The organism is Duganella sp. Root198D2, assembly GCF_001428585.1.
Classification (GTDB): domain Bacteria; phylum Pseudomonadota; class Gammaproteobacteria; order Burkholderiales; family Burkholderiaceae_D; genus Rugamonas.
This window is the reverse complement of sequence record NZ_LMIC01000028.1, coordinates 1-21,916: the sequence shown is the minus strand read 5'-3', so window position 1 is coordinate 21,916 and position 21,916 is coordinate 1. Positions and strand designations below refer to the sequence as shown.

General features: G+C 58.4%; 5 protein-coding genes and 1 pseudogene. 2 read left to right on the top strand and 4 right to left on the bottom strand.

The window, feature by feature from the left end; translation table 11 throughout:
• Positions 1–5 precede the first annotated feature (5 nt).
• Positions 6–101, top strand: a complete 96-nt coding sequence (locus ASE26_RS32120) for a hypothetical protein (RefSeq protein WP_373922426.1) — start codon at positions 6–8, stop codon at positions 99–101.
• A gap of 18 nt (positions 102–119) precedes the next feature.
• A pseudogene (locus ASE26_RS19820) lies at positions 120–578 on the top strand (transposase); the annotation flags it as partial.
• Between the two features lie 167 nt (positions 579–745).
• Here ASE26_RS19820 and ASE26_RS30765 read toward each other — a convergent pair.
• The 4 genes from ASE26_RS30765 to ASE26_RS19810 form a co-directional block, all read right to left on the bottom strand.
• On the bottom strand, positions 746–1,294 hold the full coding sequence (locus tag ASE26_RS30765; RefSeq protein ID WP_156398167.1) for a hypothetical protein: 549 nt from the start codon (positions 1,292–1,294) through the stop codon (positions 746–748).
• Positions 1,291–20,487: a LysM peptidoglycan-binding domain-containing protein gene (locus ASE26_RS19815; RefSeq protein ID WP_057246806.1), complete on the bottom strand. Its 19,197-nt coding sequence runs from the start codon at positions 20,485–20,487 to the stop codon at positions 1,291–1,293. Before ASE26_RS19815 ends, ASE26_RS30765 begins: the two co-directional genes overlap by 4 nt.
• A gap of 372 nt (positions 20,488–20,859) precedes the next feature.
• Entirely contained in the window at positions 20,860–21,291 is a 432-nt protein-coding gene (locus ASE26_RS31640) for a hypothetical protein (RefSeq protein WP_156398166.1), read from the bottom strand.
• Positions 21,273–21,794: a hypothetical protein gene (locus tag ASE26_RS19810; protein WP_057246805.1), complete on the bottom strand. Its 522-nt coding sequence runs from the start codon at positions 21,792–21,794 to the stop codon at positions 21,273–21,275. The genes ASE26_RS31640 and ASE26_RS19810 overlap by 19 nt, the downstream gene beginning before the upstream one ends.
• Between the last annotated feature and the right edge of the window lie 122 nt (positions 21,795–21,916).

Genomic DNA, 21,916 nt, shown 5'->3' with positions numbered 1-21,916 from the left:
ATCCGCTGCGTTGGCTGGCCAGCGTGTTGGAACGTCTCCCGACGTGCCCTAACAGCCAGATCGATTCGTTGCTGCCATTCCCGAACTCTACGCAGTCTTAATCGAGCTGCCTAGGTGGCAGCGTTGGACGCTTACGTCTGATCGCCAATGCGGTGGTGACGATGGCCGATGGATATGCCGAACGCGAGGCGGCCAAGGCCATGATCGGCGATGCGCGTCAGGCGATGGTTGATCCAGAGCGCGAGATCACATTGGGCGCGGACAAGGGCTACGACGCAGCTGAATTCGTGCAGGCCTGCCAGGCCATGAACGTTGTCCCTCATGTGGCGCAAAACAAATCCGGGCGTAGTTCAGCCGTACCAGAAACGATCGCGCAGAGCGTGGGTTATATGATCTCGCAGCAAAAGCGAAAGCTCATCGAACAGGGTTTCGGCTGGGCTAAGTCCATCGGCGGCATGCGCCAGGTCATGGTGCGCGGCCTGAAGAAAGTCGACCAGATGTTTGTATTGACCATGGCGGCGTACAACTTGGTGCGCATGCGTTCCCTGGGACAAATCCGTCCTCAGGTAGCAGCATGATGGGAAATCGGAGGAGAAAGCCTTAAAAATAGGGAAAATCGACGCTGTTTCCTCCCAAAGTCCCATCTTGTGAAATAACTTGGCCAGCATCCACAGTCCAGCGGCATGACTGAATCAACCTGGGCGATATTTCAGCAGGCTGCTAGTGCAAGAGCAAAAAATTTGCGCTATTTCCCAGCTGGGCTGCATTGCGAAGTAACATTCATTTTCATATATTCCCCCCTTGCAAGCAGCTCATCTCGAGCCAATGGGGCAAATCGCTCCAAATTCCGAACGGCGCCATACCTTTTAAGTATATTAACCATCTCAAGATTGAATGATTCATAATCACTCGATTCTTTGAATCCATATGGTGACGTTTGAAAAAGTATGAGCTCACCATTGCCTAGCGTAGTAACATTTCCGACAAAATTCCCCTGGCAATATATTTGGACCTGCCATCGAACGCCATCTCCTGAAATTCCCGACGCAGGATTCATACCGTATTTCTCAGCCAATGCTATCAATGCATCACTTAGACTTCGGGTTGAGCGTTCTTGCGAAATAACATCCAAGGAGCCACGAAAAGTTGTCGGGATACTATTCAAACTATGACCACTACGAATCCCGATAAAAGCTGCTTTGAAATCCTGTAAGGTAAGCCCCCCATGAATAAGGTAGACAAGCAACAAGAATGACACTAAAAGTAACGTTAAGTACTTACCCACTGTTTTCATTCTTTTCTCTGATTTAGCGCGTTCAAAGTCGAATTAATCCCTTGAATCTGAGTGCGAAGAGATTGCTGCCACAGGCCAAAATAGACCTCGCCGATCCCATAATTAAATGGTTTATGAAGTGTTGATTTTGCGTAACCGTACCCGACTGTCTGCAAATGCAACTCATCATTTTTCCAATACAAATCACTTTCCACGGCGCCGGGGTGGAACCGATGCGCCTTTTGCGTTTGATTGATAAACTTTCCTTTTTCAAGATCAGCGGAATGAATAATTGGATCACCGCCAATCAAGTTCTGCGGGCCGCTTTCCATTTTTTCAAAACCGTTCCAAAGGCCATCCCAACCCATTTTTGGCGCCGAGTTATAGTCGACATAAGGGGCTACCTGGGGAATTGTACAGAACGGCTGCGACCGATAGCACAAGACAACGTCCATTGTGTACTCGTGATAAGTCGGATCAGTTTTATCATAGTACTGAATTCCCACTGGTGCAAAATCCATTTTCAATGCTGTGCCGCGTGACGTAATTTTCGGGTCTATCGTCCTTTCTGCAGGATTAAAGATAGACAGCATGCTTTCAGGCCCCCCGCGAACGTCTACAGGTCCATGGTAGGGATCGGCTCCAAATGGCGAAGGCTGCATTCCATTCATCCGCAAAGAGAGTAACGCACCAGACGCTGCTCCGCTGCCCCCACCCAGTTCGCCTTTAAACATCCGCTCCATGTATTGAATGTCTTCTGAAGTGAATAGTTGGCCGTTTGACTGAGCGGCGTCCGAATATTGCCTCGCTTCGCCCCCAATCGTAAAGGCAGGTGGAGGTGGCAGGCTCGCAAGCGACTTACGAATGAGCGCGGACTGACGAGCTGCACGTGCTTTGTCGCCTGCGCTGAACTCCTCAGCGATGCCTGCAACAGCCGCTGCATCATTCTCGATCTGAAGCTTCGAAGCCTCCTTAAACGACAGCTTGAATTCATCCAGCTCCGAAGGCACCCTCGGCAAATTGTTGATGGCGTCTGCTAGTCCAGGCGTCGGAATGGGTTCCATTGGCAACGCGTCGATTACTGGCATCGCCTCGCCACGAGCCCTTGCCCGCGCTGTGCTTCGTGCACGAGCGCCATTCAACTCGCGGTCGGAATCGAACAGCTCCGCGAAGCTCGAACCCAACGCATTGCTGACGGCGTCAACGGCCACGGCCTCCCAAGACATCCGTCCACCTACCACAGCCACGCGCGTTGCCGCGGAAACCACGGCAGATGCAGTACTTGTTGCAAATATACGAAGGGCCGAATTCGCATTGGCCCAATCAGAGCTCCCGATCTTCTCGCTAATTTTTGACGTGATCGGCGCCGAAATGGCGCTAACGGCAACGCTGCTCCAGTTGAAACCCTTTTGCAAGCCCAGTACGTTTGCGGTGGCCTGGCTCGCAACATTGGATAGAACAGCTCGGCCTGCAACTGCTGTCCAGCCTTGGCCGCTCAAGGCCTCTCCGAATCCTGGAGAAGCGCCCGCCGCCATGCTGGCTGCACTTGGATCGAGGTAACTGCTGACACCAGACGTAACTCCAGCACTGACTGCACTGATCGCCACACTCTTCCAATTGAATTTCTCTTGTGCGCCAATCGCAATCCCAACCGCCTGACTAGCGATGGACCCGAGAGCAGCGCCCGCCATCGCCCCGAGGATTTGGCTGCCGAAGAATGCAGCTGCGGCTCCACCTGTCATCGCAGTGACTACCACTGCCACCACGACCATGATGATCTGGCCAACAATGCCGCAACCATGTTTCTTCGGCGGCGGCGCTGGCATCGGCGCATCCGGCAACGTCGGGCTGACATCGCCCATGATTGCGCCCGGCTCGTATGGCCTGAACGTGCCGTTGTTGTTGTGGATGTTGGTGACCTTGTTCGGAATCGTCAGGGTCTGGCCTGCCGACAGCTCGGTTTCCGCACTCAGGCCATTGGCGTCGGCAATCAGGTACCACATGCTGACATCGCCCCACACCGCTCCCGCGATGGAGTACAGCGAATCGCCCGCCTTGACGGTATAGCTGCTGCCCGTCGCTGCCGGGTATTCGCGCGTGATCGGCTGGTAGTTCTGGTCGAAGTCGGCGCTGCTGACCGGGCGCCAGTTCTTGTACATCTGCTCGCGGCTCTGGTTCGGGCGGGCCAGCGTCTGAGCATAGTCGAGGTGCGCGTCGCCGTCGTTGCCGACGTCACCCACCATGTTCCCGTTCAGGTACATGTAGCGGTGGATCATGCCGATCGTATTGCCCTTGAATTGCTCGCGGCGGAGAACCAGGCCCTGACCATTGCTGATGTAGTTGAAGGTCACATTACCGACGACATCGATCGCCTGCACCAGGTGGCCGTTCACGTCATACTTGAACGACGAAACACCTGGGCGCCAGACCGTGTCGGGCTTGTACGGCGTTTCGCCGCTGACCGTCTGGCTGCGCTGCTTGGCGTCATCCCAATAGTCGTAAGCGGTGACGTTGGTGATGGTCGCGGCGCCGGCTTTTTCGGTCTGCACCTTCGCCAGTTCACCTGCACCGTCGGAGCTGATGCCGGTGAGGCTGTCTTCGTTGCCCACGCGTTGGGTGTAATAGTAGTAGGTGGTGGTGCCGTCCGTGCCGGTCTGGCTCTTCTGGCGGCCATCGGCCGTGTACACCGTGCTGCGCTGGTAGCTGATGTTGCCGTTGGTGTACTCCGTGTAGCCAACGGTGCGTCCCAATCTGTCATTCACGCGCATCGATGCCAATGCACCTTGTGCGCTGGCGTCCGCGTTGATGTAGGTGAATTCGAGGTAGCCTTCAACGCCGTAGGTGTAGTCTTCACGATGGCCGTCGCGTGCCGCAACAGTGGTCTTGCGCTGGCTGGCCTTGTTGTAGAAGACCTGAACACCTTCGCTGCCACGATCGCCCAGCACCACCCGCACGCTGGTGTCGGCAACGCTGGTGCCACGGGCGCCATTGACCGACGACAGCTTGCCCATCGTGAGGGTGAAGCGGTTCATATTGTCGTAGTCGTACCAGTAGTCCTGGACCTGGACCGAGCCATCGAGGCCGTCGTGGTACATACTGCGCACGCGCCGGCGGTTGCCTACCGCATCGTATTCGTACTGGATGTCGGCACGCGGGTCGCGGATACGGATGACGCGGTTATTGCTATCGTAATCAACGCTGGAGTTTTCAAGGTATTCGACCTGGCCGTTCACCGTGCGCTTGTAGGACTCGTACACACGATTGCCTACCGAGTCGTACTCGTACGCGGTTTCTGTGTTCAGCGCAACGTCGCGGATACTCTTGACGTAGCCGTTGGCGTAGTACGTGTAAGAGATATTCTGCCCGGTGGTGCCGCTCTGCGAATCGAGCCAGCCGGCGGTATTGAAGTTGTAGAAGAACTTGTGCCCACCCAGGTCGGTATGCGCGGTGGTGCGTCCGTAGGCATCGATCTCGTCGATCACGGTACGGCCCATAGGATCGCCTACCGTCTGGCGCCAGCCGCCGACCACGCGCCCGCCGGTGCTCTTGATATTGGCATCCCACTCGTAGGTGTAGTTGCTGCTCCGGCCAGCTGGGGTAACAACCTTCGACACGCGGCCCATGCTGTCGTAGAAAGTCTTGTTGGTGTACGACGCCAGCGTGGCAGATGCGTCGGGGGTAGCGGCCTGCGTAATGCGGTTACCGGCCTGGTCGTAGGTCATGGAGACTTCAGCGCGCATGCCGTCGGTGCGCAGCGGACGCTGGATCAGCGTGAGCCTGCCATTCTTATCGTAAGAATAGTCGGTACGCTGGTTGATCTCGTCCCTGCCGTAACGGAGGTCGCCAAAGATGTCGTAGCCGTTGACCTTGATGCCGCCGTCGGCGTGGAACTCCGCAGTTACAGCGCCACTGCTGGCTACCATCGCCTGGCTGGTCAGGTTACCGTTGGCGTCGCGCTGGGCCAACATGCGGCCGGCGCGGTCGTAGTAGTAATACGTTTTCGGCGTGATGCTTTGCTGGTAGCCGTTCGACAGCGTGACGCTGACGTTCGGGTCTTCCTTGCGAATCAGCTTGCCCAATGCGTTATATACGCTGACGGTGGTGTAGCCGCGTGCATTGGTCTCCGATACCACTTCGCCGAAGGCGTTGGTTTTCTGGGCGTGATGGATCAGGGCCACGTTGCTGACGGTGCCGGTTTCCTGCCACTTGAGCTGTGCTTCTCCATCTGTCGGGCCGAGGTACAGCACGCCGTCGACTTTGATGTCAGTGCCATCGTCGCGCTTCAGGACGGTGCTGCCATTCTTGAGGGTGAAGGCGTAGTCAATGGCGCCGCTGGTCCCTGGTGGTACTAGCGCGCTGGCATCCCACACGAATGCGCCGTTCGCATTTTTTGACAACTCTTTTGTAGTGAACGCACCGGTGCTGCCCAGCATGCGGTACTGCAGCACCAGCGTGGTTGCTGTCGCGGCGACTGGATTGTTGGCCGGGACGTTGAAGCTTGCCAAGGTCGGCAACGAGTCCTTGACGTGCGAGGCGATCTTAGGATCGCGTCCCAGGGTGACGATACCGTGGGCTTGGTTGATCACCACACCGTTGCTATCCTGGCTCTCATAGATGTAGTCGTAGTCGCGGCTTTCCGTGTCCGAATTGAAGACGCCACTGCTGGCCCAGTCAAATATGCCCGTGGTGACTTTTGGCAGGTTCACCGTGGTATAGGCGCCACTACCCTTCACCCGGTACGACAGGCGTACGTTTGCCGTATTCACCGGCTGACCGGCAAAGCGCGTGACCACCGGGGGCTCGGAATATCCTGCCAAGGCCGACACTGAGCCAGCATTCATCTTCACAAAGGTGCCGGCAGTCTTGTTCAACAACTGGTTACTATCGTTGCGTGTTTCGATCACATACTCAAGGTCGGCTTCCGCGATGTTAGCCGGATTGAAAATGAACCAGCCCCGTGTCGACTGACCGCCGAGCACAGCAGGCGTGAGCTCAGTACGTGGACTCCACAGCTCAGCAGAGCCCTTCTTACGGTAACGGATCGACAGCTTCGTGGCGGCAGAGCCCTGCTCTGTGAAATGAAGATTGCCAGTCGGATCCATGAATACACGCCCCGCACCGCCGATCAGGTCATTTGTTTGAGGAGTCACCCTCGGGGTCGAGCCTAGTTCGATCTCACCACTACCGGTCTGCAGTACGTTCCCATTGTCATCAAGCGCCACCGTCCGGTACGTATAGGTGCCCGGCGTCCAGCCCGTCCAGTTGAGTGCGAAGCGCCCGGTCGTGGGGGCGGCTTTGATCCATTGCTGATCAACCGACCTGACAGTCCATCCGCCCAAATCCGATTTTCCGCGCAATTCCAGGATCATCCGGCTTGCCTTGGTTGGCTGGGTGTCGAATGCGATCCAGTTTTCATACGTCTGTACGGGCATTGTCTGGCTCTCAGGCATGATCGTGCCCGAATACCACGCCACAGCCAGCTCGCCGTTAACGGTCTGTTTGTATAACGCCCACCAGATATTGGTGGATGGATTACCACCACCACCGGTAAGCGTTTCAGGCAAATACATCGAGATGGCATTTTGGGTGTATGGCGCGGTGGCACTGCCACTCGCACCCGAATAGGTTCCGTAACTGCTGGTGCTGCCACCAATGCTTACTGCGAGTCGGACCGCGCCATCGCCCCATGCGCTGGTATCCGGTATCTGCACCGAAAGCGAATTGATGGGGGGGTTGGGCTTGGTATAGATTTCGTCCCCAAATTTGTCATAGACCGGGGTCGAACTGATGTCGCGATATAAAGTTGCCTGGCGTGTCGTCGCGGCCATTGCGGCGATAGAGACATTCGTCAATGGGCTGGTCTGCACAGACACACCGGATGGATCATTGACAGTGATCGGCGAGCCAATAGTGAAATTGCTGCTCGACTTGGTAAGCGTTGTGCCGGTGCCATTCTTGGCCTCGATCGTGTACTCGTACGTGCCCGCCAGCATGCCAGCGGTCGACAAAGTGAACCAACCCGGCAACTGCGTGCCGCCAATGGTCGATGGCGCCATGTCCAGGGTGGTCCAGTTGCCGCCTGGGAGCCTGTAACTTACCGTCAGGCTGGTGGCCTGGCCACCCAGCTCGTTGAACACGATGTTGTTGCCGGAATCGACGAAAGCCCGCCCCGCACCGCCCATCGTGTGGCTCATCTGGGACATCGATGGGGTGCTGGCGTTCAGCACCATCGTGCCTTGCTGGGAGTTGACAACCTCGTTGCTGCCATTGAAGCAAACGTAGCGGAACTCGTAGCTGCCTTGTTGCATGCCGGACCAGTCAAAATTGAAGCATCCGTCACGGTACGCGTTGTTGACAATGGCCTTCGACGCATTGTTGATGGTCCAGCCGCCGGTACTGCCGGTCGGGCGTGTCATCAGGACCAGGCGTTGGGTATCCGGCCTTTGATCGATGAACCGGATCGTATTGCCGGTGGTGGCAATCGATGCATTGACCGTCGTGGTACCGCCCCCCGGCGCCGAACGCCACACCTTCTGCGAGTTGAGTTGCACCAGCCCGCTGGCGGTTTCCTTGTAGAACGTGATCGTGAAGTCACGCCCGCCTGCCCCTTCTCCCGACTCCCAGTCAACCGGTTCGTTGAAGGTGAGCGATGGGGCGGCGGCGGTCGGATAGAACGATCCGTCATAACCCATCAGCGATCCGCTCGCAGGGATCGAGATGTCGACGCGGACTGCGCCGGAGCCCCAGGAACTGGTGTCAGGCACGGATACAGTCACCGTATGCGAGGCCGAGCGGAATGCCGAACCCTCGTAGTACTTGGTTGCGACTGAGTAGCGGTCTGTCAAAGTCACTGCTGCGAACAGCGCAGGTGCAATCGTTACCGCCCCCGGCGTACCCGGCATCACTGCCGCTGCAGCACTGTTCAGGCCCGAGGCCACCCACATTCCAACGTCGCCACCCACGCCGGCAAAGCTGGTGCCCTGCTTCTGCGTCAGCGCCTGTTCCACCGTGATGATGCTGTGCTGGCCGTCCATTGGCGGCTGGTAGGTGTCGCTCAGCTGGTTGCGGGCGTCGAATACGCTGTAGAACTGGTTGGAGTCGACCATGCTCAAGGCACTTGCCAACGTCGAATTGCGCAGGTCGGTCCTGGCGTGATCGAGCTTGAGCGTCGTGTTGCCGTTGGCGTCCGTCACGTACATGTGCGTGATGCCGTCGCCGGCATTGCTGCGCCATACGCGGCCTGCCTGGTCGTAATCCGTGAATTCGGCCCACTCCGTACTGCCCGGTGCAGGATTGGTACGCTTGCCGGAAATTTCGCCAAAGGCGTTGTAGCGCGTTTCGACCGCGGTGTTGGTGGCGCCGTCCGTGTGGCGGGTCTCGCGGCCTTGCGCGTCATACCAGTAATACGTCACGTCGTTCACGCTCGCGCCGTCGGCGTTGACCCTGCCCACCAGCGTTTTCCTGGTAATGTTGCCCGCCGCATCCACGCGGTAGTCGATCTGCGCGTTCTCGCCGTCGAACTGGCTGACCAGGTGGCCGCCGGCGCCATAGTAATAGCGGGTGATGCGGTCGTCGTTTTCGACCGCGTCGTTTTCCCCGCGCGCGATCTCGCGCCGCACCTGGTTCAGGCCGTTATATTCGAAATCGGTGGTGGTCCGTACCGACACGCCGCGATAGTCGACGAAAGCGGCTTGCTGCTCTTTGGTCTTGCGCCCCGCCTTGTCGTACTGCCAATCCGTCACGGCGCCGTTTGCATCCGTGCGCCTGGTGACGTTCGACAGTCCATCATATTCGTAGGTGGTGGTCGCGGTGCCGGTGGTTTCGGTCAATGCGCCAGTATTGCCATCCACCACCGCATACGCGACGTTCAGGCGCGATTCGGTTTTGACGCGGCCCAGGCGGTCGTAGGTGAAATTGGTGATCCTGTCGTCCGGGCTGGCGACCAGAGTCAGTTGAGGCAGCGTGGTGTTGTCATCAACGACCACGTTTGCCGCAATTGCGTTCGCGTAGGTCGCCTGGGTCGAAATATTGCCGTTGCCATCGAACTGGTAGACCGTCAGGTAGCGCATCGCGTCCAGGGTGGCCATCAACCGGCCGGCGCGGTTGTAATAGTTGCGCGTCACGTTGCCATTGGCGTCGATGGTCTTGACCACATTGCCGGTGGCGTCGTAGAAGGTCTGGGTGCGGATGGTGCTGCCGGTGGTGACGACGTAGCGGTTGGTCGCCTTGTTGAAGACACCCGTCGTAATGCCGTCCACCACGGTTGTCTTCAGTCTACCTACGTTATCGTAGGTAAAGCTGGTGGTGCGGTCGTTCGCCGTGTCAGTGCGCAGGTAAGCGCCACTGGCCGGCAGTGCAGCTCCCGGCGCCAGCAGGACTGGCGCAGTCGCATTCGGGATCGCGCCGCCGCCAACCACCTGCACCGTATTGGCATAGATGGTCTGGCTCGCCTTCTGGCCCGCGATATCGTAGGTAAAGCGGGTGTAGGTGCCGAGCGAGTCGATACGGCCCGTTTCGCGGTTGCCTTTGTCAAAGAAGTGCAGCGTGCGACCGCCACGTACGTCGATTTCTTCGATCAGGTTGCCGCGCTGGTCGTACTTCTGCTCCTTGACCGGGGTCACCAGCAAGTCTTGCCTGGTCGTCGCATCGAAGGTGTTGATTGCCTCGCCGATCTCCTTGACCTGGCGGTTCAGCTTATCGAAGACATAAGTCGTCACGCGCTGCTCTGGCAAGCCGTACGCTTCGATCTTTTTGACGACGTTGCCGCGCGCATCGTATTCCAGGCGGTTTTGCACCGCGACGTCGGCGTTGGCGGCATTCTTGCTCGTGATCGGCAGGGTTTCAGTGATCAGGCGGTTATTCTTGTCGTACTCGTAAGTGGTCACTCCACCATTACGCGACGTCATCGTGAGCTTGTTACCGTTACCGTCATAAGAGAAGGTTTCGGTGTAGTACGCAGCTCCATCGCTTCCCGTAAATGTACCCTTGACTCGGCCTAAAACGTCGAAATAGCTGTTCTGGTACTGGTCGTTAGAACTTTGCACAACAAATACCCCGGTGCCTGCACTTGGCAACACCTGCGGCCTGGTATTTTCGTTGACCGTACCATGAACTTTGTTGGCGTAGCGGATGATGTTGACGACGTTGTCCTGCAAATCGTAGCGAGTCTCGCTGACCGAACCTTCCGGGTCAACCTGCATCGTCACGCGGCCCAGCGCGTCAGAATAGAAGTAGCCGGCGTTGCCACGCGCATCCGTCACTTTGACGATGTCGCCGAAGGCGTTGTAGGTCGTGGTGGTGACTGCCTGATTGCCGTCTTTCACGCCGGTCTTGCGACCCAGCGCATCAAAGTACTGGTTGGTTGTTACGCCACCGGCCGTAATCGTGGTCTGGTTGCCCCAGGTATCGTAGCCATACTGGGTAGTGAAGGCGTCGACGGTGCCGTATGCACGCGTCTCGGTCACCACTCGCGAGGCTCGGTCGTACACGCGGTGCACTGTGGCTGCGGCATTTGTGCCATAAGCGACAGTCGTATCGGTCAGGTTACCCAGGCCGTCGTACGCATAGAAGGTCACGCCGCCCGACGCGTCAGTCGAGGTTTGCATGCGTCCGGCGCTATCGTACGTCCACGAAGTGGTCTGGTCGCCTTTGAACGGATCCGTATTGGCAACCGGATTGGTCGCTGTGTCATATGCCCAGGCGTCATTTGCAGCTGCAGGCAGAGCGACCGGATTGGTGAAGCGGGTTTCGGATTTGAGCTGGCCGTTTGCATAGTAGCTGCGCGCGGTCACATAGCCGGCAGCATCGACCTGGCGCACCAGGCGATTCGCGGCATCGTAGGCCGACCACGTGGTATTGCCACGCCCGTCCGTGTGGCGGATCGCATTGCCGGCCTTATCGTACGCCCAGCTTTGCGTGCTGGCATCCGCGGTGCCGACGCCGTCGGTCCTGCTGATCAGGTGGCCGCTTGCATCGTAGGCATAGCTGGTTACGCGGTCAAGCACGTTGCTCAAGACGTAAGCACCGCTGCCTGGAACGGTTGCAACCACTTGCGGGACTGCGCCGTCGGCCAGCGTTCCTGCCAGGCCGTTGGCGTAGGCAATGGTTTTGCTCAGGTTGCCAGCTGCATCGTAGCGGTGTTCAACCACGCTGCCCAGCGCATCGATGCTCCATGTCAGGCGGCCATTGGCATCGTAGCGGTTGCGCTGACGGATGTCCTTGGTCGCATCGGCCTGCAGCAGTTGACGGACCTTCGCCACATTCAGCGTGTTGAAGGTATCGTTCTTTACGCTCCAGGCGGCAGCGCCAGTTGCCATCTGGCTGTTTTCATTCAGCACCTGCCCGGTCGCAACGTCTACCAGTTCGATATAGTCAACTTCGACGCCGGCGGTACCGTCAGCGCCTACCTGGCCACTAATGTTGGTGAATACCAGCGGTTGCGCGAACTTGGTGCCCTGGAAGAATTTGTTAGGGTCGTATGAGCTTGGGCTGATCAACTGCTCGCCCGTAATAGTGCCTTCGAATTCCCTCCAACCCATTTCGGGCGTCAACAGGACGCCATTCGCGCCCGGATAAGGGTTGCCCGGTGCATTCGTCTGCGTGAGCCAGTTCTTGTTGGCGTCGAGGGCGACAACGCCCAAATAGAAACTGCCGGAACCCGTCACCTGGCGCACACGCGCACGCACCGCATAGGTCTTGCTGGTATCGATTGCGACAGTGCTGCCCGAGTGGGCGCCGTTGAGGCCCCACTGCGTAACCGTCTTGCCATCCATGCTCTTGTTGAGGCGTGGATCAATCGGCGTGGCATAGCGGATCGTTTCCGTCACGTTGCCGCTGGCATCGTAACGGTTCTCGCTGACGGCGCCGAGCGGGTCGATCGTGAAGACCAGGCGATTGGCGTCGTCGTAGACATAGTTGGTTGCCGCGAAGCCGTTGCCAGGCATCGGGATCGCTGAAGTGTCGGCAGCCAGCTTTGCCATTGCCGCAGGACTCAGCGCAGTCGAGTAGGCAATGCGGCTGACCAAGTTGCCTTTCGCGTCGTAGATCAGCTGCGTGGTCGCACCGAGCGCATCGACGGTCCAGGCCAGGCGGCCATTCTTGTCATAGCGCTTGAATTCGCGGGTGTCGTTCGCCGCGTCGGCGACCAGCATCTGGCGCGTCATTGGCACGATTGGCGCGGGGATGTTGACGGCCTTCACGCTACCAACACCCGTCCAGTTGCTAGTACCCGCTGACATATCGCTGTTGGCGTTCAGGACGTTGCCGTCAGAGTCAATGAATTCGAGATAGTCGACCTCGATCCCGAGGCCGCCATCAGGTCCCGGCGTGCCGTAGAAGTTATAGCGCAGAAGCGGGGCTGCAGTCTTGGTGCCGGCGATGAACTTGTGCGCATCATACGCACCAGCCCCCGGTACGAACTCGCCACTGATGGTGCCCTCGAGGACTTGCCAGCCCATGCTTGGCTTCAGGCGGATTCCAAGACCGGCGGCATACGAATACGTCCCGTCGGCAGTCGTATTTTTCAGGATCGTACCGTTGGCATCCTTGGTCATGACGCCAGCGTAAATAGTGCCCTCGCCGCTGGTCTGGCGCACACGCAAACGCACCTTGTAAGTCTTGGTCGTGTCGATCGCTGTGTAAGCGCCGACGATGTAAGGCGTATTCGATCCCCACAGGCTGAGCGTGCTGCTGTCGGTCATGCTGACCGCTGACGGCGAAATCGGCGTCGCGTAATGCACCGTTTCCAGCGCATTATTGTTGAAATCGTAGCGTTTTTCGGTCACCGAGCCATTGGCATCGATTGTGAATATCAGGCGATTGGCAGCGTCGAATACAAACTGCGTCATGCTCGAAGCGCCCGTCACCGCCGGAATTGCACTTGCATCGGCAGCCAGCAATGCCAGCGCCGACGGCGTCAGGCGGTCGGCGTACGCCAGGCGCTTCACCATATTGCCGTTGCTGTCGTAGAAGAACTGTGTGGCGGCTCCGGTAGCATCCACGCTCCACGTCAGGCGTCCGTCTTTGTCGTAGCGCTGGAACGTGACAGCGTCCTTCGTCGCATCGACACGCGATTTCAACATATCCCGCACGAGGAATTCGCTGACAGCGTGGGAGTTGATGGTCTCCCCAGTGTTGCTTGTACCGGAATAGCTCGCCACACCGGATTCCATCTTCCAGTTGGCGTTCAGGACATTGCCGGTCGCATCGTCAACCAATTCGATATAGTCGATCTCGACGAAGCGTTTTCCATCGACGCTCTGCGAACCGTAGTAGTTAAACAGCAGGAGCGGCGCAGCATTGACACTGCCGGCAATGAACTTGTTCGCATCGTATGGATCAACACCAGAAACGTATTGCCCTGTGATCTTTCCCTCAAAGGATTGCCATCCCATTTCCGGAGTCAGTTGCGTTGACCCGCCCGCGTACGAGTAGCCAGCGCCAGAAGCATTGGACAGCAGGTTCCCGTTCTGGTCGGTGGTGCGCACGCCGACATAAACCGTGCCCTTGCCGCTTACCTGGCGCACCCGCGCCCGGACTGTATAGGTCTTACTGGTGCTGATTGGGCTATAGGTTCCCGTCGCAGCTGTATTTGCAAAGCTGTTGACAGCCAGCGTACGGCCATCCGTGCTGGCCAGCTGCTTCGGATCGATCGGATTTGCGTAGCGCACGGTTTGCACCACGTTGCCGAGCGTGTCGTATCTGGTTTCGTTGACTGCACCGACCGGATCGATCGTGAAAATCAGGCGGCTGTCGGCGTCATAGACATACAGGTTAGTGCTGCCAGGGCTTGTCAGCGTCGGGGCGGTAGCGGCTGTGACAGCGGGCGCCGAGCCAAGCGACGCCACCAGGGCCGCGAAAGCTGCATCCGACAAGGCTGCGCTGTGCACCACACGTTTGACGAGGTTGCCTCGCGTGTCGTACGCGAACTGCGTGATTGTACGGGAGGGATCCACCTGCCATAGCACGCGTCCGGAGCCGTCATAGCTCTTGAACTCACGTACTTCTGGGTTGCCGCTCAACAGGGACCGGACACGCGCCTCGCGCGTACCGGCTACACTGTCCACGCCTACGGCGGTAGAGTCGAATACCTTCGTGTATTGCAAAACCTGAGCTACATTGCCTTTGGCGTCATAGCGTGTCTCACTGACATCTCCGAGTGCATCGATCGTGAAGACGAGGCGCTTGTCGGCGTCGTACACATATTGTGTCATGGTGCATGCCGCCGATACCGCCGGAATGGCGGCAGGGTCAGCGCGCAATGCCGCCAGTGCGGTATCGCCCAGCGCGTCATTGTATGCAATGCGCTTGATGACGTTGCCGTTGCTGTCGCAAACAAGTTGGGTAACCGCACCGCTTGGGTCCACGCTCCACGTCTTGCGCCCTTCCTTGTCATAACGATAGAACTGCTGCGAGTCCTTGGCAATGTCGGCTCGTGTCGCCACCATGGCACGGATCTGCGCCTCGCTGACGGCATAGCTGTTCACGCCAGCGGCACCGCTCGCGGCGCCATAGATGTCGGACCAGTTGGCAACGCCGGAGGACATCGTACCGTTGGCATTGAGCACCTGGCCGGTAGCATCATCGATGAACTCGAGGTAGTCGACTTCGGTCGTCGCCTTGCCATCTGCACCATTCACCCCGCCATAGTTATACAGCAGGAGCGGCGCAGCGCTCACGGTGCCCTCCAGGAACTTGTGCGCGTCATACTGCCCTACGCCGCGCGGGAAAGTCCCGGTGATCTTGCCTTCAAAGGTCTGCCAGCCCATTTCGGGCTTGAGGCGCACAATCCCACCCGCATAGTTGTGGGTGTAGCCACCGGCATTGACGATCAGGGAGCCGCCAGCGTCCTTGGCGACGACGCCAACGTACACGGTCCCGTCCCCACTTACCTGGCGCACGCGCGCCCGAACGGTGTAAGTCTTGTTGACGTCAACGGCCGAGTACGAGCCGCTTAGTGTCGAGTTGAGAGTGCTTGCGGTGAGGATGGTGCGGCCATCCGTGCCAGCAAACAGTTGAGGATAGAGGCTGGCGGCATAGCTTACAGTCTGCACCACATTGCCCAGTGCATCGTACTTGGTCTCCGTGATGCCGCCAACAGGGCTGATCGTAAACACCAGGCGATTGTCGTCATCGTAGACGTATTGCGTGGTATTGCCTGGGCTGACGAAGTTGGAGAACGCATCGCCGCCAAGCACTGGAGCCGCCCCGGGATTCGCGGCCAGTGCCGCCAGCGCAGTCGCGTTCAGGGTTTCCCGGTGCTCCAGGCGCTTGACGAGATTGCCTTTGACGTCGTAGGACAGCTGCGTCGCCGCGCCGGTCCCGTCCACTTGCCAGGTCAGGCGGCCAAGGGCGTCGTAGCTCTTGAACTCGCGCACGCAATCGGCGCCGGCCCCCAGCTGCTGGCGTACGCGCGATTCGCGGGTCGAGCTGTCGGTGGTGGCTACCTGGGTTCCTGGGCCGGTCCAGCCGGTCGTTCCCAAGGCCATATCGGCGTTGGCGTTCAGCACTTCGCCGGTTGCGGCATCAATGAACTCAAGGTAATCAACCTCGATGCCCATCTTTCCATCAGGTCCGCTGACACCTTCATTGTTGTAGGTGATCAGCGGCTTGATGCTCTTTGTACCGGCAAAGAATCGGTGGAAGTCGTAGATCCCGCCGGAGGGCGAGTAGGCGCCGGAGATCGTGCCCTCAAACTCCTGCCAGCCGTTTGCCGCGTCGAGCGTGACATTGAATGCGGCTGCGTATGGGAATGTAGGCGTGCCACCGCTTGGGTTGGGCATCCGGGCGCCGGCTGCGTCGAGCGTGGTGACGCCGATATAGATCGCCCCCCTGCCACTGGTTTGGCGCACTCGGGCGCGGATGGTATAGGTCTTGTTCGTATCGACGGCAACGACGCTGCCGTCCAGGTTGTAACCAGCCGCGCCGGTAATGGACAAGGTGCGGTTGTCCGAGCCGACGGCGGCTGGATTGATAGGCTTGGTGTAGCGCAAGGTCTGCACCACGTTGCCGTTGGCGTCGTAGCGCTTCTCCTCGACCGCGCCGAGCGGATCGATGGTGAACAGCAGGCGGTCAGCCCCGTCGTACACATAGCGCGTCGTGAATGCCTGGCCCGCTGGCGCGGGACGGAAGCCCGGATCCATATCAAGCTTGCTGATGGTAGCGGCGTCCAGCGCCATACTGTAGGTGCTGCGTTCAATCACATTGCCGCGGGCGTCGTAAACCAGCGCCGTAGCGGCGCCGCTGGCATCAACACTCCAGACCAGGCGGCCGGCATCATCGTAACGCTGGAAAGCGCGCGATGCCAACGCACTGTTCGGCGCAACCAGCGCCGCTACTGCGGCGATAGTCACCGGATTGCCAAGTTGCAGGGGATCGATTGTCTTGGCGTATTGCAGCGTTGCCGTCACGTGGCCGCTAGCGTCGTACCGCGTCTCAACGACCGAGCCCAATGCGTCGACGGTAAACACCAGCCGGTTGCCGGCATCGTAAACATAGTTCGTGGCGCTGAAAACAGACGATGGCGCAGGCAGTGCGTTCACGTCCGCAGCCAGGGCGTTGAGCGCCGATGCCGACAGAGGTTCCGTGTAAGCAATGCGTTTTACGACATTGCCTTTGGCATCGTAAACGATTTGCGTAGCCGCGCCAGTTGCGTCCACTGCCCACGTCAGCCGGCCGTTTCCGTCGTAACGCTGGTACTCGACAGCGCCCGCTTCGCCTGTCAGCATGGCACGCACCGTAGCCGGACTCAGGGCATTCACAACTGTTGTGGCACTGACCCAGCCTGTTGTACCGGATGCCATCTGCCCGTTCTGGTTCAACACCTTGCCGGTGGCAACATCAACCAGCTCCAGGTAGTCCACTTCCACCTTGGCCGTGCCGTCCGGCCCGTTGGTGCCTGGATAGTTGAAGAACAGTACCGGGCCACCGTTCTTGCTTCCTGCGAAGAATTTATTGGCGTCATAGACCCCTGCCGACGCAGTGTATTCTCCAGTGACGGTACCTTCAAACTCCTTCCAGCCCATTTCGGGTGTCAGTTGCACGTTCACCGCGCCCGGGAACGAGAAGTTCTGGCCGGTGCTGTTCCACAATTGGTTGCCATTGGCGTCGGTGGTTGCAACACCAACATAAATGGCGCCGGTGCCGCTCACTTGCCGCAGGCGAGCGCGGACCTTATAGGTCTTGCCGGTATCAATCGCCGCGCTGGTGCCGTACAGTCTTGCGTTCGGGCCCGCAAACGTATTGGTCGCGTTGTCGGTACTATTGATGCGCGCAGGATCGATCGGTTTGGCGTAGCGGATCGTGCCCACGACATTGCCGTTGGTGTCGTATTTGTTTTCCGTTACGATACCGAGCGCGTCGATGCTGAAAACCTGGCGACCGTAGGCATCATAGACAAAGTGCGTGGTTTTTCCTGCAGCATCGGTGATGGCAATCTTGTTGCCTTGCGCGTCGTATGCAGTCTTGCTGGTGACATTGCTGCCATTGGCATCGGCATGCTTTTCCGTCAGGCGGCCAAGCTTGTCGTAGACGAAGCGCGTGACCACACCTGCCGTGGTCGAAGTCAGGATATTGCCAATGGCATCGTAGGTGAACGCGGTCGCGTTGCCCGCGCCGTCAACCTGGCTCGATACCAGGCCACGCCCGTCATAGGTGGTGCTGGTGGTGACATCAGCGGAGCTGTACACTGTCGATGCCCACCCCGCCCCCTGGCGAGGAGACGGCTCCACCGCAATTGCATAACGGGTCGTACTGATTTGGCGCCCCGCCGGATCGTAGCGCAATTCTGTGAGGTAGCCCTCGCCGTCCATCGAAAAGCGCAGCTTGCCATCCTTGTCGTAACCGTTGCGCGCGATGCGGTCGTAAGCGCTGGCAGCAGGCGTAGCGTTTGCGGCAACAGGATTGGCGGCAAATGTGCTCAGGTTGATAGCCGTCGCGCGCAATGTCGCATCAAGGAGCCGCGACGCGCCGTCGTACGCAAAGTCAGTGACATAGCCAAGCGCATCGACCGACTTGACCAGGCGGTTCGCATTGTCGTACAGGCGCCATTCGCGCTGGTCCGCGCTGGACGTCGCAGGCCGCACACCGGCAGTCTCCAATGTTGCGACGGACGGCTTGCCATCCGCGCCAACCAATGCCGCCAGCGAAGCCTGGCTGACCGGGCTGGCATAGACGACGGTCATGGAGACCTGGTTGTTGGCGTCGTAACGGTACTCTGTCATGCTGCCTGCCGCCGTGATCGTCGCCGCCTTGCGGCCCGCCTCGTCATACAGGATATGGCTGCGCGCCCCTTTCGGGTCGGTGACAGTGCGCAGGCGGCCAACGTTATCGTAGAGGTAGCTGGTGGTGCCCAGCGTCGCGCCGCTGATATCGGCCAGCACAGTGGACAGCAACTGGCCTGCCTTGTCGTAGGTCGCGGTGCTGGTCACGCCGTCGGCGCGACGGGTAACAACCCGATTGCCGGCGTCGTCGTAAGTGCGCAGAATGCTGTTTTGCAGCGCGTCGGTGGTGCTCAGGAGACGGCCCAGGCCATCGTAGGTATAGGTGGTCGTGTTGCCGTTGCCATCGATCGATTGCAGCAATTGGCCGGCCTGATCGTACACATGGCGCACGATTGCCGTATCCGGGCCGGTGGCCGGCGCCGCATCTGCCGCACCAACAGTCGCCGCGTGAGACGTCGTCTGCGTAACCATGCCGCGCACATCGTAGGCATAGTCGATGCGGCTTGCCGCTGCCGTCTTGACTGGCGTGGTTTGCGACCAGGCCAGCATGGCGTCGAAGGTATAGGCGGATTCCGGGCTGGTGTCCGCCAGGTTGGCGCCGATATAGGCAAGTTCCACCGTGCGCTGCAACTGGGCATCGTAACGGTACTCCTGCACCCTGCCCTCCGGGCTGACCACGAAACGCAGCAAATTGTACGAGTCGTAGACATAACGCGTGATCATCTTCTGGGTCGGCATCAGGCTGCCGGCGCCGTCAGGATCGATGTCGGTATAGCGCGTTTCGCTCAGCAGTTTATTGGAGCTCGAATAGACGCGGGTGACGGTCGCGCCAGTAGCATCACGTTCGAGGATCCGGTTGCCGTTGGCATCATAACCGTACGAAGTCGCCAGGCCGCGCGCATCGATGGTGCGCGAGACGTTGCCCGAGGCGTCGTACTCGAACTGGGTGATTTGCGAGACACCAGCCACCGCGGGCGCCGTGATGCTGACCAGTTGGCCCTTTGCATCGTAGGCATAAGCAGTCTTGTAGCCCAGGTGATCGGTGACGGTGGTCTTGCCGCCCACCGAATAATCGAATGAAGTCTTGCGGCCAAGGGCGTCGGTAACGCTCGCCACCTTGTTCTTGCCGTCGTGGAGTACATAGGCGAAGGTCAGGCGCGTGCCATCGCTTTGCGTCACTGTCTCCACCTGCGAGGACGTGCCCAGATAGGTGTAGCTGACCGTGTACGTCTTGGCGTCGGCTTGGTTTTCCGGCGTCAGGTCGGTGATGACGCTGGCCAGGCGGTTCGAAGTGTCGTACTGGTAGCTGACCCGGCTGAAGTCGCCCGTCGTTCCGGCCAACACCGTGCGGATCTTGCTGACGTTGCCGTTCAGGTAGTCAAAGTAAGTCTCGTCGCCACGCGCGTCCCGCACCTTGGCCAGTTGCTGGTTGCTGTCGTAGGTATAGGTGAAACTCACGCCATAGCGGTGGTCGGCCTTGGACTCGATCAGGCCGGTAACGCCGTCGTAGATCTCGTAGATGCCCAACTGGTCGTTGTGGTCCGCTTGCCAGGTCCAGCGGTTGGTGGCGGAGTTGAAGACCAGCGTCTGGTAGGCGCCGCCGCCGTCGGTACTGACATAGGCTGCGCGCGCGGCATCGTAAGTAAATACCGTGATGCTGCCATCGCCGTCAGTCCGGGTGATGGTGCTCCCCGCCGTATTGACGGTGCCGGTCAGGCCATTGACCTGCTTGCGCAGCCCCTGGCGCCAGCCTGAACCATCCGCACCATTGAATAGGCCTTGCGAGTTATAGGTCCGGACGACCTCCATATCGATGCCGCGGGCGACAATGCAGTCGTCCTGGTCTTGCAGCAGGAGGTTGCCGTTGGCGACATTGATGTATACCGAGTCCTTCGCGTTGCCATTGGCGGAGTTGCCAAAAACACCACTTTGCCCCAAAGTCCCGGCCGAAGTGTTCGAAATGCCTACGCCATTACCGCTAACGATCGCTACCATTCTTGTCCCTGTCTCCCGGCACCCTAGGCTACCGTGTTAAATCGATGCATATGGCCGCAGACACGTTCGACACGCGCATGCGGCGGCTCATACACAAGGTATCCAGAGATTTCTGCGAAAGTTTAGGGGTGCAAGAAAAGATTTCTAATGGAGGGAAATGGAGCTAACGAGGCATTTGCCAGCCCTTGGCATCGGCGCCTAGAAAGGCTGAGCGAAAACGGTGCGCGACACGCAACCGGCCTGAAAAGCGAAATACCTGAAGCGCGCCGTATTCGATCCGTGAAGGTCTTCGATCAAGCCGCCCATTAAAACACCGTTGATCGGCAGACTTGGGATGAAAAATAAGGACCGGGCCTCCGGTTGCTCCGAAGGCTAAGTTCTTTTTAAAGTGTAAACAGTGTCGGAGCTGTCCTCATCTTGGTCATCAATAAGCTCAACTTTCTGCGGGGAAGCTAACCCGCGTATGAGGAACATCGACGAGGCGACAGGGCTCTCATCGTCTGAAACGAGGCAATCAGATCCCAAGACGTGGCTGATCCGAGCAGCGATACTCAAAAAATCGAGATCACTCGTGGCTCCACACAAATATATGAGCAGAAAGGTTGCGAACTCACCCGGTACTGAATCGCGGCGACACCATATTCTGGTTGTCTCATGAATGGGCGATGAATCTGCCATATCTTGCACTTCAACGCTGCCAACCGAAACATCATATGCTGCGGCCAGTGCGGATGCAATCCTATCATCTGGCACATAGTCACGAACAATCAATTCAAAATCTACTCTCAACGTGTATTCCCCCATTGCAGAACCTGCAAGGCCTTTGCCCTAGCGGCCGCATTTTGTTCCATTATTAACATTGCCCTGCCCATGTCAGCGCCCTTTGCAATTTCCGTCTCCAGTAATGCTCGTTCTTGATTTGCCATAATTTTCGCAGCCAAATCAGTGTCCCCATGTGTTTTATATACTTTGAAAGCGTTGAATTCAACGCGATCTAGTGTGACGAAACCTTCACCGGACACCGGATATACTGTCCCAGAATGATGGGAATATGTCCTGCCGTTTACGGTCACAAAGTCGCCATCATGATCACCGAGTCTTTTTCGGATAGTCGCCATGTCATCAATTACGTTTTGCCGCATACTTGGATGAATAACTGTGTTCGCCTCCTTAGTGACGGACTTCATGTCGATCTTGTCAAAATGGTGGCGCTTATCTGGAGATTTCGCATGCTCCGCCCATCCGGGTATTTTGTTCTTTACCTCAAATTCAATACCACCGTTGCCATGCACATTGTCTGGCAGCATGCGGTCTGGAGTGCTGTGGCCGGCCCTCTGTGCCAATATAACTTGAGACACCTACCCGATATAATTTAGAGTACAGCGGTAGGTCCCCAATATGCACAACCGAAAGCATCAAATTAGCACTC

Coding starts and splice junctions, on each gene's coding strand:
- ASE26_RS30765 (WP_156398167.1), bottom strand. CDS start 1,294: ATGAAAACAGTGGGTAAGTACTTAACGTTACTTTTAGTGTCATTCTTG.
- ASE26_RS19815 (WP_057246806.1), bottom strand. CDS start 20,487: ATGGTAGCGATCGTTAGCGGTAATGGCGTAGGCATTTCGAACACTTCG.
- ASE26_RS31640 (WP_156398166.1), bottom strand. CDS start 21,291: ATGGGGGAATACACGTTGAGAGTAGATTTTGAATTGATTGTTCGTGAC.
- ASE26_RS19810 (WP_057246805.1), bottom strand. CDS start 21,794: ATGCTGCCAGACAATGTGCATGGCAACGGTGGTATTGAATTTGAGGTA.